This is a genomic window from Corynebacterium gottingense (assembly GCF_002285125.1).
Classification (GTDB): Bacteria; Actinomycetota; Actinomycetes; order Mycobacteriales; family Mycobacteriaceae; genus Corynebacterium; species Corynebacterium gottingense.
Genome location: NZ_NSGN01000003.1, coordinates 58,381 through 74,035 on the forward strand (window position 1 = coordinate 58,381; position 15,655 = coordinate 74,035).

Genomic DNA, 15,655 nt, shown 5'->3' on the forward strand with positions numbered 1-15,655 from the left:
CGTCACCGGAACTCCGCGAGCGTGTCCAGCACGCCCTGGCCGTACTGCTCAATCTTGGCGGGGCCGACGCCGGAGATGCCGAGGAGCTCGTGCTCATCGGCGGGCATGGCCTCCGCGATAGACAGCAGCGTGGCGTCCGTGAACACGATGTAGGCGGGCTTGCCGGCCTCGCGCGCCTGGTCCCTACGCCAGCGCTTGAGGGCGCCGAAGACGGCTTCGTCGTAGCTGGGCTCGCAGTCCTCGTGGCGTCCCAGCGTCTTCTCCGCGGGGGTGAACAGCAGGTTGTTGCACACGCGGCAGCGACGGTTGCGCTTCAGCCGCTCGGGGGCCTTCTCCACCTCCAGCTCGGGGGCGATGCCGTCGAGAAAACGCGAGCGGCTGCGCGACTTGCGCCCGCCCTCCTGCCTGGCGAAGGACCAGGACAGGCGCAGGTGCTCGCGGGCGCGCGTCACGCCGACGTAGAACAGGCGGCGCTCCTCTTCAACCTGGTCATCGCCCGCTTTGATCGCGTGCGAGATCGGCAGCGTATTCTCCACCAGACCGACCAGGAACACCGCGTCCCACTCCAGGCCCTTCGCAGCGTGCAGGCTGGCCAGCGTGACGCCGTCCACCGACGGCGGCTGCTTCGCGTCCGCGCGGCGGCGCAGCGACATCAGCACCTCCGGCAGGGTCTCCGCCTCGCGGCTGCGCACGATCTCCTCGATGAGGTCCACCAGCGCGCCGAGGGTCTGCCAGCGTTCGCGCGCCTTCGCGCCCTCCGGCTCGGTCGGCGTGAGCCCCAGCGGGCCGAGGGCGGCGCGGGCCACCGCCACCGGGTCGTCCGGCAGGTCGCCGCGGCGCGATGCAGCAACGAGCGCGCGGATCGCCTCGCGGATCTCGCCGCGCTGGAAGAAGCCCTCCCCGCCGCGGACCTGGTACATGATGCCCGCGTCCGCCAGCGCCGCTTCGAACGCCGCCGATTGCGCGTTGATGCGGTAGAGGACGGCGATTTCTCGGGCGGGCACGCCGGCGTCGAGAAGCTCCCTGATCTGGATGGCTACCTCGCGCGCCTCGGTCGGCTCGTCATCGTACGCGGTGAACGTGGGCTGCGGGCCGTGCTCGCGCATGCCCTGCAGCTCGAGCCGGGTGCCCGCCTCGCGCCCCTTCGCCTTGCCAATCACGGTGTTGGCCAAGTCCGTGATCTCCGGGGTCGAGCGGTAGTCGCGCTGCAGCTTCACGACGGTCGCGTGCTCGTACGTCCGCGAAAAGTTCAACAAGTATTCCGGGGTCGCGCCAGTAAACGAGTAAATGGTCTGGTTGGCGTCGCCGACGACGGTGAGGTCGTCGCGCTGGCCCAGCCACCCCTCCAGGACGCGCTGCTGCAGCGGCGTGACGTCCTGGTACTCATCCACCACGAAGGACTGATACTGGGCGCGGAACTCCTCCGCCACCGCGGGCGCGTTCTCCAGCGCGCCCGCGACGTGCAGCAAGAGGTCATCGAAGTCGAGCAACATGCCGTCCGGCGACGTCTTCGACTCCTCGTAGGCGCGGTAGACCTGGGCCACCTTCGCCGCGTCCGCGGGCGGGGTGCGCTTCGTGCCCGCGACTCGCTCGGCGTAGTCGTCCGGGCCGATGACGCTGGACTTCGCCCACTCGATCTCGCCGAGGAGGTCGCGCACCATTTCCTTGCCGGAGTCCAGCCCGGCGGAGCGCGCCGCGCGGCCAACGAGCGGGAACTTGTTGTCCAGCAGCTTCCACGGCAGGTCACCGGCGATCTGGGGCCAGAAGTACTGCAGCTGACGGCGCGCCGCAGCGTGGAAGGTGCGGGCCTGCACCCCGCCCACCCCCATGGTGCGCAGGCGGTCGCGCATCTCGCCCGCGGCGCGTTGCGTGAACGTCACCGCCAACACCTTCGTGGGCGCCACGATCCCCTGGTCCACCAGGTTGGCAATGCGGTACGTGATGGTGCGCGTCTTGCCCGTGCCGGCGCCCGCGAGGATGCACACCGGGCCACGCGGAGCGGTGGCTGCCACGCGCTGGTCCTCATCCAACAAACTCAAGTCCACTGCCATCGGTGTGTCCTTTGTCCTTCCCTCTTAGATCTCGCCTGCGGCCCAGCGCTCAATCAGCTGCCGGGCGATGCTGCCTTCGGGCGCGAGCGTGAGCCTGCCCAGGTCCTCGCGCGTCGCCCAGATGATCTGGCTGAGCTCTCCATCTGTATCCCCCACCTGGGTCTCGTCTGCGGTGCGGGCGCGGAAGCCCAGCATCAGCGAGCCCGACAGTGCCCACGGCTGCGACCCAACATACGCGATGTCGGTGACCCGCCGCCCCGTCTCCTCCAGGACCTCGCGCGCGAACGCGTCCTCCGCGCTCTCGCCCACGTCCATGTAGCCGGCAATGCAGGTGAAGAACCCCGGGCGGCGGCGGTTTTCCCCGAGCAGGATGCGGTCGCCGGCCGCGTGCTCGACGAGCCCGATCACGCACGGGTCGATCCGCGGGAAGATCGGCGTGCCGGACGCACCGCGGGCGACGATCCCGGACTCGCCCCAGGTCAACGGCGAGCCGTCTGCGGGGTCGAAGGCGTAGCGCTCCCGCGCGGCCAGCAGCCCCACGGCCCGGGATACGAGGTAGTTGTCGGCGTGGATGCGCGCGTGGCCGGTGCGCGGGGCGAGGTCGGCGGCGCTGGCGGAGCGCAGCCGCGCGGCGGTGACCTCGGGTGTGATCTGCACCCGGGTGGTCACCTCGATCCCCGCCGGAAGCTCCGTGAACAGGAGCGGTGCTCCCTCGGCGGTGAGGGGGAGGTGCGAGGTGGCGTCGATAAGCAAGAGCACGGGCGCGCTACTCCGACGGCTTCTGCGCCTCGGGCGACTCCTGCGGCTGGGTCATGCGCACGTAGAGCAGGCGGTCGCCCGGCTCGACGGTTTCCGCCTCGGGCACGTCCATGCGGTAGAGCTCTCCGGAGCGGACGACGCCGAGCACGATGTCGGCGAGGTGGCGCGGGTTGGAGCCGACCTCGTCGTCTGCGATGGGACGCTCCGCCACGGCAAAGCCCTCGTCGGGGCTGAGCAGGTCCTCCATCATCTCCACCACCGGCGGGGTGACGGTGGCGAGTCCCAGCAGGCGGCCCGTCGTTTCCGCGGAGACCACCACGGAGTCCGCGCCGGACTGCATGAGCAGGTGCTGGTTTTCGCTCTCGCGGGCGCTGGCCACGATCATGGCGCTGGGGGCAAGCTCGCGCACGGACAGCGTGACCAGGACCGCGGTGTCGTCCGAGCTCGGGGCCACCACGACGGAGCGGGCGCGGGTGATGCCGGCGACGCGCAGCACGTCGGACTTGGTAGCGTCTCCGTGGACGGTGACCAGGCCGCGCTTCTCCGCCTGGCCCAGGGTGACCGGGTCCGAATCGATGACGACGATGCTGGTGGGCGCGGTGTCCCCGGCGAGCAGGGCGTCCACTGCGGAGCGCCCCTTCGTGCCGTAGCCGACGACGATGGTGTGATTACGCACAGTTCTCCTCCACTGCTGAATTTGGAGTGTCTTACGGGAGTCCTCCGTAAGCACGGACAGGGTCGTGCCGACCAGGAGCATCAGGAAGGCGACGCGGGCCGGAGTGACCACGAAGATGTTGACCAGGCGCGCGCCTTGCGTCACCGGCGTGATGTCGCCGTAGCCGGTGGTGGACAGCGACACGGCCGAGTAATACAGGGCGTCCACAAACGTCAGCGGCTCCGAGTAGCCGTTCGAGTCCAGGTACACGATGAGCGCCATGGCCACGACCAACACGGCCGCGTAGCCAAAGCGGCGGGCAATGAGCACCCACGGCGTCGTGCGCTCCGCGGTCGGAATATTGATGACGTCCAGGAGCGTATGGACCGGGATGTCGTCGCGCTCCTCGTCGTCGCGGACCCGGTCGCGCCAGGCAAAGGGGTAGCGAAGCTGCATCGAATCGGGCTCCCTTCTGCTCTATCGCTCCGCCGGAGGTACGGCAGGGTCTGTGGACGGAATTGTCTCCGAATCCGAAACACTATCACCGTCAACGTCGAGGAGCTGTTCCAGCTCGTCCGCGCCCGGCAGGTGCTCGGGTGCGAAGGTCTCGCCGGTGCGCACGTAGAAGAACACCGCGCGCACGGGGGCGCCATCGCCCGCGATCCGGCGCCACGCTTCCTGGTAGACGGCCAACTGCAGTTTCGCTGCCTCCATCTGCGCCGGCTTCGGCTTTTCGCCGGTCTTCCAATCCACGACGACCCACCCTGCGCCGCCCGCGTCCCGGAACACGGCGTCCATCCGGCCGCGCACCACGGAGGTGCCCAGGGCCAGCTCAAACGGGTATTCCACGTGGGCCGGGGTCCGGGCGGCCCACTCGCTGCGCTCGAAGGAGTCCTTGAGTCGGCGCAGCGTCGCGGCGTCCACCTCCGCCTCGTCGCCGCCGGGCAGCTCGTCCTCCGTGAGCAGCGGGCGCTGGCCGTAGAACTCCTCCAGCCACTCGTGGAACGCGGTGCCGCGCTTGGCGTAGGTGTTCGGCTTGAACGGGACCGGCCGGCGCGCCCGGCGCGCGAACTGCTCCTCGTCCGCCTTGAGCGCGACGACGTCCGAGGCCGTCAGCTCCGCGGGCATGACCACCAGCGTGTCCGGGGACTTCGCCCGCTCGTGTTCCTCGATGAGCGCGGTCACGTCGCGTTCCCAGAGCGAGAAGAGTTCGCCCTCTGCGAGCTCGGGCAGCTTCTCGACGCCACGCACCCGCCCCGCGGCCTCCACCTCCCCCGGGGCGAGCTGGTAGGCGGGCCAGGTGCCGGTGGCGGGGGCGTCGACAAGCGCCGGGGCGTCCTCGGTGGGCGTTTCCTCGACCTCGGCTGCCTCGGCCCACTCGACCGTCTCGGGGACCAGCTGGCGCAGCGGGGCGAAGTGCTCGTAGGGCTTCGCGTCGCGGCGCACGTCGGGTTTGCGGCGCGATCCGGTGATGAGGAGCTTGCGCTCCGCGCGGGTCACGGCGACGTAGAACAGGCGCGCCGATTCTTCCGCCAGGCCCGCGCGGACGAGCTTGAGCCAGGCGTCGGCGGCCTTTTCAAACTGGGTGCGGTTTTCCACCTCACCGAAGTCCGGCAGGTATTCGGGGTTGCCAAAGGACGCGTCGGGCACGCGCTGGACCCAGGTGAGGAATGTCTCCGCCTTGGCCGCGTACGTGTTGGCGTCTGCGTGCAGGACGGCGACGGTGTCCCACTCCAGTCCTTTCGCCTTGTGCGCTGTGAGGATCTGCACCCGGTCCGTGCGTGTCGGCACGTTGCCGGGTGCCAGGCCGTCCTCGTGCTCGCGGGCGAGCGCGAAATAGTCCAGCAGTCCCTCCACGCTGGTGCCGGGGTAGGCGGCGACCGCGGAGAGCAGACTGTCCAGGTGGACGGTGCCTGCGGTGTTGCCCATCCCCTGGCGGGCCAGGACCTCGGTGCGGATGCCAAAGACGTCGATGATGTCCGCGAACAGGTCAGGCAGGCGTTTGCCCAGGCTGTTGGTGCGCAGGGAGCGGAGCTTAGCCGCCAGGTCCTGCAAGCGGCGCAGTCCTTCCTCGCTGTATCGCTCGGGCTCGCCCAGGTCCGCCACCGCGTCGGCGAGGCCTGCGGGGCGATCGGTAGACGCATTGAGTTCCGCGGCGCGGGCCACGAGCTCGTCCAGCTGGGCCGCCAGCCGCTCCTGCGCGGTCTGCGGGTCCGCGTGCTCGGGCCCGCTGGGGTCGGCGCTGGCTCCGGTCGCGCGCAGGTTCACCGCACGCGAGGCCAGCGCGGCGAGGTCCGCCAGGCCCAGGCCGACGGCGGGGCCGCCGAGGATGCGCAGCGCGGCTGCCGAGTCCGCGGGCCGCACCAGCATCGTGGCCACCGCGAGGGTGTCGGCGACTTCAGGGATGTCCAGCAGCCCGCCCACGCCGACGATTTCGAAGGGCACGCCGCGCGCCCCGAGCGCCTCCGCTACCTCGGCGGAGTGCCGGTTCTTGCGCACCAGCACGGCGGCGGAAAACGGCGCTTCGTCCCGCGCGCACTGTGCGTATTGGGCGGCCAGGTTGTCCGCCACGAACGCGAGTTCCTCCTTGTTGGTGGCGAAGAAGCCGAGCGCGACCTCGCCTGCTTGCGCCCCGGGGCGGGCCGCCAGCGGCGCGACGGCGCGGTTGTCCCCGCGCCCGAGGACTGCGTCGGAGATGCTGTTTGCCAGCGCGAGGACCTCCGGCGGGTTGCGCCAGGACGTGGTCAGCTGCTTCTTCGGCGCGGGTGCGCCGCCCGCGGCCGGGAAGTCGTGGACGAACGCCTGGAGGTTGGCGGCAGTGGCTCCGCGCCAGCCGTAGATGGCCTGCATCGGGTCGCCGACGGCGGTCACGGTCAGGTCTGGGTCCGCGCCCTGCCCGAACAGGTTGCGCAGTAGCACGCGTTGGGCGTGTGAGGTGTCCTGGTACTCGTCAAGCATGACCACGCGGAAGCGCTGGCGCTGCGCCTTGCCCACGCTCTGGTGGTCGCGCGCCAGCTTGGCGGCGACCGACATCTGCTCATTAAACGTGACGACCCCGCGCGCCCGCAGCTCCTCGTTCAGGGCCCGGGCCAGCGGCAGGTATGCGCGGCGTTCCTCCTGGGTCGCGCGCCATCCGCGCAGCTTCTTGGTGAATTCGGTGCGCGCCCGCGGCGCCAAGGGCAGCGACTCCGTTTCCGCGAGGAACGCCGCCGCCTCCTGGTCCACCTCGTCGGGCGTGGTCAGCTCGTTGCCCATAGAGGTCATCAGCGCCAGCAGCCCGTCCACCACGGTGGACACGGACGGGTTGCGCCCGTCGGCAGCGATGATGCGCCCCGGGTAGTCGGTGACCACCTCGGTGGCGATGGCGTACAGCTCCGCCGCGGTGATCAGCCGCGAGTCCGGTTCCACAGGCACGAGCAGCCCAAACTCGCGGACGAGGTCCCCCGCGTACGCATCGTACGTAGCTACGGTCGGGGCGATGACCTGCAGCGCGTCCGCGAGCTGCCCGCCCGGGTCCAGGCGGCGCACCAGGTCCTGGTTGGCGGCCAGCGTGCCGAGCCGGTCGCGGATGCGTTTGCCCAGCTCCTGCGCCGCCTTGCGGGTAAACGTCAGGCCCAGGATCTCGTCGGGGCGGGCGTAGCCGTTGGCCACGAGCCACACCACGCGCGCGGCCATGGTCTCCGTCTTTCCGGCCCCAGCGCCGGCGACCACCAGCAGCGGGCCCGGTGCCGCGCCGATCACGTCGGCCTGTTGCTCGGTGGGCGGGAACTTTTGCTGCAGGTACCGCGAGAGCACGGTTGGTGACATATCAGGCGTTGTCTGCGACACGGGTGACCACCTCTCCTTCCGGTTGTACTGGGCACAGGGCGCGCACCGCGCAGCGCTCACAATGCGGCCCGGCCACGGCGCGCAGCTCGGGCCCCGCCAGCGCCGCCGGCAGCGGCTCCAACAACTGTGTGAGTGCGTCCAGCTCCTCGGGCGTTTTCGGCGCCTGCTCGCGGGTGGCGCGCTTCGTTTTGTCCGCATTCGGGTAGACCAGCACGGCCCCGCCCACCTCCAGCGGCTCGTCGCCGTCGCGCGCGGTGGTGACGGCGTTCCCGTCGATCCGCCCCCGCGACAGCGCCAGCTGGTAGGCGGCGAGCTGCATGTTCTCGGCCGTGTCGGAGTTCGTTGGCACCGCGCTGCCCGTCTTCAAGTCCACGATGTGGACCTTCCCGGAGTCCTCGCGGTCGAGCCTGTCCAGCCGCCCGGCGATGCGCACCGTATCGTCCACGTCCACGCTCACCGGGATCTCCACCCCAACCTGGGTAAACGCGCTTCTGGATTCCTCCAGCCACTGCGCGGTCCGCTCCAGCATTGCCTCGAAGTCCGCCACGTCGCGCTCCGCCTTCCACGCCGGCCCATCCTCGGCGTCGCGCCGCGCCGCCACCGCCGCCGCGCGCGCCGCCGCCTCGTCCACGCCGCGCCCCAGCGCCTCCAGGTACGCGTGCGCCATCGACCCGTAAATCATCGCCAGATTGTCATCCAGCCCAACCATCCGCTCAAGCACCTCGCGCATCGGGCACTGCAGTAGCCGCTCGATGCGCGACGGTGACAGCGTCGTCGCCTCCGCCAGGGCAGTGCTTACCGACGCCCCTCCGATCCCCCACCACTGCCCAGGATCAGCCCCGGGCACACCGGCTCGGGCCAGCCGCGCCAGCTGGCGCACCGCCTGTTCCCGCACGACCTCGCTGCTTTCGGGCGAGGCGAGCGCCCGGCGTAGCTCCGCGACGATCTCGTCCCGCGCGAGCAGGCGCACCCGCGCCTCCGGCTCCGCGTCGCTCCCGAACCCGCTGGTCTCTCGGGCGAGCTCCACCTCCTGGGCCTCGATGTCGAAGTCGCGACAGTACTCCTCGATGAACCGCGAGGGGACGATCAGCTCGTCGCCGTCCTGATCGTCCACCGCGGTGACGAGCACGCGATCCGTCGCGCGCGTGACCGCCACCCAGAACAGGCGGCGCTCCTCGGCCAGGCGCTCGGCCGTCCGCGAGATTGGCACGTTCGGCTCGACCCCGTTGTCCAGTAGGTCCATGAGGTCCTCCTGGCGGAAGAGCGAGCCGGTCTCTCCCAGGCTCGGCCACGAGTTCTCCTGCACGCCGGCCACGATGACGCGCGCGAACTCGCGGCCCGCCACGCCGTGCGCGGTGAGCAGCGCCACCGCGTCGGGCGCCGCGCTGCGTCGATCGCGCACGCCGGTCGGCAGCTCCTGTGCGTCAATGTCGGCCACGAACGAGTCCACTCCTGCGGCGGCGCGGCGCTCGGTGAAATCGCCGGCGGCGTCGAAAAGCGCCATGACCGCGTCCAAGTCCCTGTCCGCCTGCGAGCCGCTCGCCCCGCCGCGCAGGGCGACCGCGAGCAGGTGGTCCGACAGCCCGGTCGCGTGCCAGAGCGCCCAGAGCACCTCCTCCACGCTGCCGCCGTCCGCCTGCGCGCGCCTGGCGGCGTCGAGCACCCGCCGCACGCGCGTGAGGATCGAGAGCTCGCGGTCCGTGAGCACGGGGCCGAAGTCCGGCAGCTCCGCGGGGCTGAGCAGCAGGCGGCGCAGACTCTCCTCCGCGCGCACCTCGGGTGCCCAGCGGCGCAGGCCGCGCAACAGGCGGCGCAGGGTCACGGGGTCGGCGCCGCCGACGGGGCCGAGCAGGAAGTCGCGCCACTGCGCGGGGGTGAGCTCCTGGTCTAGCGCGCGCAGGCCGGTGAGCAGGGCCGCAACGATGCGCTGCTCCCCGAGCACCACGTCGGTGGGGTTGAGCATCACCGGCACCCCGGCGTGCAGCAGCGCGCGGCGCACCGGCTCCAGCATCGGCGTGGAGCGCACCACGACGGCCATGTCCCGGTAGGCCACCCCGTCCTCCAAGTGCGCGCGGCGCAGGGCGTCCGCCACCGCGGCGTGTTGGGCGGCGTCGCTCCGCGTGACGGCCACGCGCCGCTCGGGGTCGCGGCGCGACTCCCCCAGGTCGATCACCTGGTGGTCGAGACCGCCCAGGTTGTGGAAGAAGCGCGGGGAGGCGCCGCGGAAGTGGAAGATGGACTGCGCGGCATCCCCTCCGACGACGCCGAGGTCTGCGCCGGAAAGGAGCCGCCGCACGAATTCGGCGGGGGCGGGGGCGAGGTGCTGGGCATCGTCGACAAGCACTGCGTCCCACCTAGGCACCTCCCCGCGCAGGACCTCGCTGACCAGCTCGGACGCGGAGAATCTGGTGGCCGGGGTGAGCGCCATGACCTGCTGGTACTCGCGCAGGAAGTCGGCGGAGGCGCACCAGATGGGCACGTCGTAGCGCTCGCCGAGTCCGCGCAGCTCGTCGGCGGTGAGCCCGCGCTCGACCGCGCGCAGGAGCACATCGCGCAGCTGTCGGGCAAAGCCGAGCATGCCCATCGCGGGGCGCAGCTCCTCGGACCAGGTGCCGCGTACGTCCTCCACCTGGCCGGCAAGAAGCTCGCGGATCACGGCGTCCTGCTCGGCGCCGGAGATCAGGCGGATCTCCTCGTCGAAGCGCTGCCGCAGCACCGCGAACGCGAGCGAATGGACGGAGCGCACCATCGGCTCGCTGGCGACAAACCCGCTGCGCGCGAGCCGGTCGGAGATCTCTGCGCGCAGCCGGGCCGCCGCCTCCTTGGAGTCCGTGACCACGACGACGCCGCTGGCGTCCCCGCCTTGCTCGGCCAGCCGAAGCGCCGCGGCCACCGCCGTATCCACTAGGAAGCTGGACACGCCGGAGCCGGCCTCGCCGGTGACCTTCCACAGCCCGCTCGCCGGAAGCGCGACGGGCCACGAGCGCTGCGTGGTCGTGCGGCGGCGCGGGACAAGGCGCGCGCGGGGGATCCGCGCGGCGGGAGTCATCGGTTCGGTGCGTGGGGTTGGCATGCGCCCTAGTCTGCCAGGCTAGGCGGACACGAGGACCTCACGCACCCACGAAACCCTCGAACCTATGTTCGCTCCCGCGGTGCGGGCTGCGATTTCGCGGAACTCGAGCGCCCGCTCCGCCAAGAACCCCACGTCGGGGATGTGCGCCCAGCGCGACACCACGCCGTCATCCACCGCCCCGGCGAGCAGGCCGTCCACCATCGTCAGCGCGGCGGTATACCCGCGGGGGCGCGGGCTCACCGAGGGCACCAGCTCCGTCACCACCGGCGCATCCGTGCCGGAAAACAGGCAGCAGGCGAGAAAATCGATATGGGCGGTGACCAGCTGGTTCTCCGCGGGGTCCAGGTCGAAGCCTCGCCAGGCCGCGCGGTCCGCCTCCGCCCATGCATCGTCGCGGGGTGCGGGTGGGGCGTTGAACTGGGTCAGTGGGGCGTCGATAAGCAACGCCGCAGCGATCGCCTCATCGACGCGCGCTGCCGGCTCCCCCGGCGCGAACTCGTTGGCGCAAAACCCGTTGACCACGAGGCGGCCGTCGGTGGAGCGCACCGGTCGCGCGAAGCGGACGCCGCCGAGCGAATCGCCCAGCTTGTCGCGCACCTTGCCCGACCAGGCGGCGGTCTGCGTCGCGCGAGCCACCACGACGTGGCCGAAGCGCAGGCCGTTGTCCCACGCGGGCGAGGTCGGCTCACCGCGCCCCTCCAACTGGAAGGCGGAAAGTACGTGCTCCGGAATCAAGGCGCCCCCTAGCTCGCCGCAGGGCGCGGGTAGGGCCACGGGTTGGCCAGGCACGTGTCCGGGTTATCCGGGTAGACCTCTTCCGGGTCAAAGGAGTGCAGCTGGCCGTTGTTCAGGCTCAGGGTCTGCTGCATCATCACCGGCGCGAGGGTGCCATCCGCCGGGCACGGCTCGTGCGATGCGAAACCAAGAGCGTGCCCCACCTCGTGGTTGATCATGTACTGGCGGTAGCGGCCCAGGTCGCCCTCGAACGGCGCTGCGCCGCGCACCCAGCGGGCCTCATTGAGCACGACGGTGTCATCTCCCGTGATCTTGGTCCGGCAGCTCGTCTCCATGTCCAGCTCCATGCCGCACATCTCCTGCGCGGTCTTCAGCGAGGTAAGGCGGATCTTCACGTCCGGGTTGTCAGCGCCGGAGACGTGCTCGAAGCGGAAGCGCGGGTCGTTGGTCCAGCTGCGCGGATCCAGCAGCGTCGCGTCCACCATTTCAGCGACGGCTTGGTCGCCGCCGTACGGGTTGGTATCCACCCCGTTTTCCACCTCGACGACGTAGCGCAGCGTCAGCTCGTCGCCCTTGCCCCCGTTGGCGCCCGGCGCGCCCACCTCGCGGTACGTGCCCTCTCCGGCCTCCGCGATCGGTCCACCCGGCGGCAGCTCCAACGCGTTCTGCACCCCCTCCGGCAGTTCGGCGGGCTTGCGCTCGACGTTGCCCTCAACGCCGCCCTCGCCGCTGCTCGAATCCTGGCCCGCGACGCCGATTCCGCGCTCGGAGTGCCCCTCCGAGCCGGCAGCGTCCACCACGGCGGAGCCCGGGTTTTGGAACATGTTCACTACGACGAGCAGCGTCAGGACCGCGAGGACCGGGATTGCGTAGGCACGCCACCCGTACTCGCGGGCAAAGCGGACGAGGCGGCCTTCGCCGCCGTCATCGTCGCCATCCCACTCACCGAAGAAGTCCTCCGCGTTGGCGTTTGCGTCCACATCGCGCCGGTCGTTCGCGTCGGGCCACTCGGCGTTGCTCTGCCTCGTCGTCATAACCTCTCAATCTATCGCATGAAGCCGACAGAGCGCGCGGTGGTCGAGCCCTGCTCCACGTACGCGATCCGGTCCGTGCGGATGAGGTAGGTACGCTCCTTCTCATCCACCACCTTCAGGGTCGACTGCCCGGACTCAATCGCCTGTTCAACCACGCTGAGGATGTCCTCCTGCCCTTCCGGCAGCTTGATCACGAGTTCGCGCGCGGTGTCGGCCAGACCAAACTTGATGTCCATAAAAGCGGGTCACGTTCCTTCACTAGTAGTTTTGCTTGTACCGGCTCGTTGTTAAGCGGTGGCCCTATTGTAACGGCCTCAAGCTAAGATGAGCGTGTGCCTAGATCAGCTGAGAGTGAACACCGTCCCGCCCCGACATTCGAGGAACTCGGTGTCGCCGCCGAGCTGCTGGACGCGTTGGCGGAGCAGGGCATCGAGCGCACCTTCTCCATCCAGGAGCTGGCCATCCCGCTCGCGCTCGACGGGCGCGACCTCATCGGGCAGGCCCGCACCGGCATGGGCAAGACCTACGCCTTCGGCATCCCCCTGCTGGACCGCGTGTTTGATGACGCCGCGATTGCGGAACTCGACGGCACGCCGCGCGCCCTCGTCGTCGTGCCCACGCGCGAGCTCGCCGCCCAGGTCGGCGAGGACCTCGAGCGCGCCTCCATACACACCCCAGTCCGTGTCGCCACAATCTACGGCGGCAGGCCGTATGAGGAGCAGCTCACGGCTATCGACGCCGGCGTGGACGTCATCGTCGGCACCCCGGGACGCCTGCTCGACCTCCTGCAGCGCGGCGACCTCTCGCTGAGCCAGGTGGCCATCCTCGTGCTCGACGAGGCCGACGAGATGCTGGACATGGGCTTCCTTCCCGACATCCAGAAGCTCTGGTCGGCGCTGCCGCAACAGATCCAAACCATGCTCTTTTCCGCGACGATGCCGGCGCCGATCCTCACGCTCGCCCGCTCGATGATGCGCACCCCCGTGCACATCCGCGCCGAGGCGCCGAACGCGTCGGCCACCCATGCGAGCACGAAACAGGTGGTGTTCCGCTCCCACCGGATGGACAAGCCGGAAGTCCTCGCACGTCTCCTGCAGGCCCCGCACCGCGGGCGCACCATTATCTTCGCACGGACGAAGCGCACCGCCGCCGAGGTCGCCGAGGACCTGGCGCAGCGCGGCTTCCCCGTCGGCACCGTCCACGGTGACCTTCGCCAGGAGGCGCGGCAGAAGTCACTCGACGCGTTCCGCACCGGCGAGGTGGAGATCCTCGTGGCCACCGACGTCGCGGCCCGGGGCATCGACGTTGACGACGTCACGCACGTGGTGAACTACCAGACCCCGGATGACCCGATGACGTACGTCCACCGCATCGGACGCACCGGGCGCGCCGGGCACTCCGGCACGGCGGTCACCCTGGTCGGGTTCGACGAGCAACACAAGTGGGAACTCATCGATTCCGAGCTCTCGCTAGGCAAGAAGGAGCTGCCCACCTGGTTTTCCACCTCCCCGGAACTGTTCGAGGCGCTGGGCATTCCGGACTCGGCTGCACCAACCGTGGGCCGCCCGCGTAAAGTTCTCGGGGCGCGGCCAAAACGGCCAGCGGAAAAGAGCCAGAAAAAGCAGGGAAGGAACCGGCGTTGAATAGACCGTTGCGACGTACCCGGGGCGATCTGATCGCCACCGGTGTCATAACCGCCGTATCGGCAGGCCTCCTGGCCACAGCGTTCTTCACCGCGCCGATTCGCTCCTCTGAGCTCACCCCGGCTGCGGAGCAGCAGGAGGACTACGGCCAGTTAGCGGTCGTGCCGGAGTCGCTCACCGAGTCGTTCCGCCTGCCCGACTCCTCCCCCAACTCGGCTCCGCTGGTGGTCAACGGCCTCATCATCACGTACAACGACCACACCATCACCGCCACCACCCCGGAGGGCGACACCGCCTGGACGTATACCCGCGACAAGGAGCTGTGCACGCTCGCCGGGGCGTGGGACAAGGTGGTTGCGGACTACCGCGGCAATGGCGGCTGCGGCGACGTCGTGGGTATTGATGCAAAGACCGGCGAGTACGCGTCGACACGCTCCGCCCCAGGCCCCGACCAGGTGGCGAACGTCTCCTCCAACGACCGCGTCGGGTACGTCAGTTCCCAGCACGTCGAGCTGTGGCGCTCTGACCTGGTGCGCACCGTGGAGTACGGCACCATCGAGGCCCCGCAGGAGCCCGACATGCAGCCCAACGAGTGCCCGATCACGTCGGCGCTCACCCGCACCGAGCTCCTCGCCGTCACCGAGGTGTGCGACGGCGGCACGTTCCTCCGCTTCCAAAACGCCACCCCGGAGGACTCCCGCTCCCCGGAGATGAACGGCTCCGTCGAGCTCCCCGAGGGCGCCTACCTCGTCGGTATCTCCCAGGACGCCGCCGCGATCTACGACCCGCAGTCTTCAGAAGTACGCTCCTACAACAAAGACGGCAAGGAGCTCAAGGTCTCGGAGGTCCCGGAGCTGCCAGAGTCTGAGCAGCTTGACGACGCCACCCGCATCCTCCCCGTCCACGACCTCCCCCACCACATGACGTACCACGTGGGCGACTACCTCCTGCTCCTGGACCCCGCCGAGCTCAACGTCACCGGCGTGTTCCAGGGCGCGAAGGGCACCGGCTTTGCCGCCGACGACCGCCTCCTCTACGCCTCGGATTCCGGTGTCGCGGTCATCAACTGGGACAAAAACTCCGTGGAGAAGATCATCCCCGTGGACCGCGGCGACTACAACGGGCCGATCTCCATCGACTCCGCGGGCGCCACCGTGGTGGAAAAGCGCGGCGACGAGATCGTCGCGCTCAGCGCCGAGTAGTCGCGGGCACCGGGGCGTCGATTAGCGCTCTGCTTTGCGCAGCTCGTAACGGGCTTCGTTGTACTGCGCCGTCTGCGGGTGGAACACGGTGAACAGCACGAGTGCGGCGGAGATGCCGGTAACGATGCCCAGGGCGACCGCGCCGCCGGTCACCATATAGAAGGCGACACCGATGAGGATCGCCTGGATCAAGACGATTGCGCCCGTGCTGCGCGGCCGGCCCTGCAGCGTGCGGACGGCCACGAACGCGACAAAGCCGAAGATGATGAGCAGGAAGACCGCAGTGCCGAGGGGGACGAAGTGCGTCGCTGCGGAATCGGACTCCAGCGAGCTGTCCTGCACCCCGCGGACCTGGGCGACAAGGAGGCTGCCCGCGTACACAAACATGGCAAGGCATTGGACAAGGACGACGACGGCGCCGAACCGCATGATGGGCGGAACCACTGCGGAGGCACGCCGTGCCGTTTCCAGGTCCATTGGCGGGCGTGGTTGACGAGGAGAACGGGATTTCTTTTCAGTCACGTCTTGTTAGTCTAACCGTCACTTTGCGGTCGCCTTCACCGCGACATCACCGGGTGCAGTAGCAGCACCGTCACAGCCACCGCGGAAGAATCGGGGCGGAATCACAGATTCTTGATTTGACCTTCCCACCCGCGTGTGCGTGCGCGAAAATTC

11 protein-coding genes are annotated in these 15,655 nt (G+C 69.8%); 2 read left to right on the plus strand and 9 right to left on the minus strand.

The genetic code is table 11. The features are described 5' to 3' along the window. Positions 1-2: 2 nt before the first annotated feature. From CKJ82_RS03880 to CKJ82_RS03915, 8 genes are read right to left on the minus strand one after another with little or no spacing between them, the layout of a single operon-like run. Positions 3-2,051 (minus strand): ATP-dependent DNA helicase UvrD2, encoded by a 2,049-nt coding sequence (locus CKJ82_RS03880; RefSeq protein WP_095537108.1) that lies wholly within the window; start codon positions 2,049-2,051, stop codon positions 3-5. Between the two features lie 24 nt (positions 2,052-2,075). Then, positions 2,076-2,810, minus strand: a complete 735-nt coding sequence (locus tag CKJ82_RS03885) for an NAD(+) diphosphatase (RefSeq protein ID WP_240510672.1) — start codon at positions 2,808-2,810, stop codon at positions 2,076-2,078. A gap of 7 nt (positions 2,811-2,817) precedes the next feature. After that, positions 2,818-3,921, minus strand: a complete 1,104-nt coding sequence (locus CKJ82_RS03890; protein ID WP_095536380.1) for a potassium channel family protein — start codon at positions 3,919-3,921, stop codon at positions 2,818-2,820. Positions 3,922-3,942: 21 nt separating this feature from the next. Continuing rightward, entirely contained in the window at positions 3,943-7,272 is a 3,330-nt protein-coding gene (locus tag CKJ82_RS03895) for an ATP-dependent helicase (RefSeq protein ID WP_095537109.1), read from the minus strand. 1 nt (position 7,273) lies between these two features. After that, complete coding sequence (locus tag CKJ82_RS03900) at positions 7,274-10,366, minus strand: ATP-dependent DNA helicase (RefSeq protein WP_240510673.1); 3,093 nt, start codon at positions 10,364-10,366, stop codon at positions 7,274-7,276. 18 nt (positions 10,367-10,384) lie between these two features. Continuing rightward, the gene (locus tag CKJ82_RS03905; RefSeq protein WP_095537111.1) at positions 10,385-11,101 is read right to left on the minus strand and encodes a hypothetical protein; all 717 of its coding nucleotides are present in this window, start codon (positions 11,099-11,101) and stop codon (positions 10,385-10,387) included. Between the two features lie 8 nt (positions 11,102-11,109). After that, entirely contained in the window at positions 11,110-12,135 is a 1,026-nt protein-coding gene (locus CKJ82_RS03910; protein WP_095537112.1) for a DUF3152 domain-containing protein, read from the minus strand. 11 nt (positions 12,136-12,146) lie between these two features. Then, entirely contained in the window at positions 12,147-12,371 is a 225-nt protein-coding gene (locus CKJ82_RS03915) for a DUF3107 domain-containing protein (RefSeq protein WP_095278790.1), read from the minus strand. Positions 12,372-12,467: 96 nt separating this feature from the next. Between CKJ82_RS03915 and CKJ82_RS03920 the strand changes: the two genes are divergently transcribed. After that, positions 12,468-13,778 (plus strand): DEAD/DEAH box helicase, encoded by a 1,311-nt coding sequence (locus CKJ82_RS03920; RefSeq protein WP_095537113.1) that lies wholly within the window; start codon positions 12,468-12,470, stop codon positions 13,776-13,778. Further along, a complete protein-coding gene (locus CKJ82_RS03925) occupies positions 13,775-14,980 on the plus strand; it encodes an Rv3212 family protein (RefSeq protein ID WP_095537114.1) in 1,206 nt (401 codons plus the stop codon). The genes CKJ82_RS03920 and CKJ82_RS03925 overlap by 4 nt, the downstream gene beginning before the upstream one ends. Before the next feature lie 21 nt (positions 14,981-15,001). On the opposite strand, the gene CKJ82_RS03930 is transcribed toward CKJ82_RS03925, so the two are convergent. Next, the gene (locus tag CKJ82_RS03930; protein WP_240510674.1) at positions 15,002-15,367 is read right to left on the minus strand and encodes a hypothetical protein; all 366 of its coding nucleotides are present in this window, start codon (positions 15,365-15,367) and stop codon (positions 15,002-15,004) included. Positions 15,368-15,655: the final 288 nt, after the last annotated feature.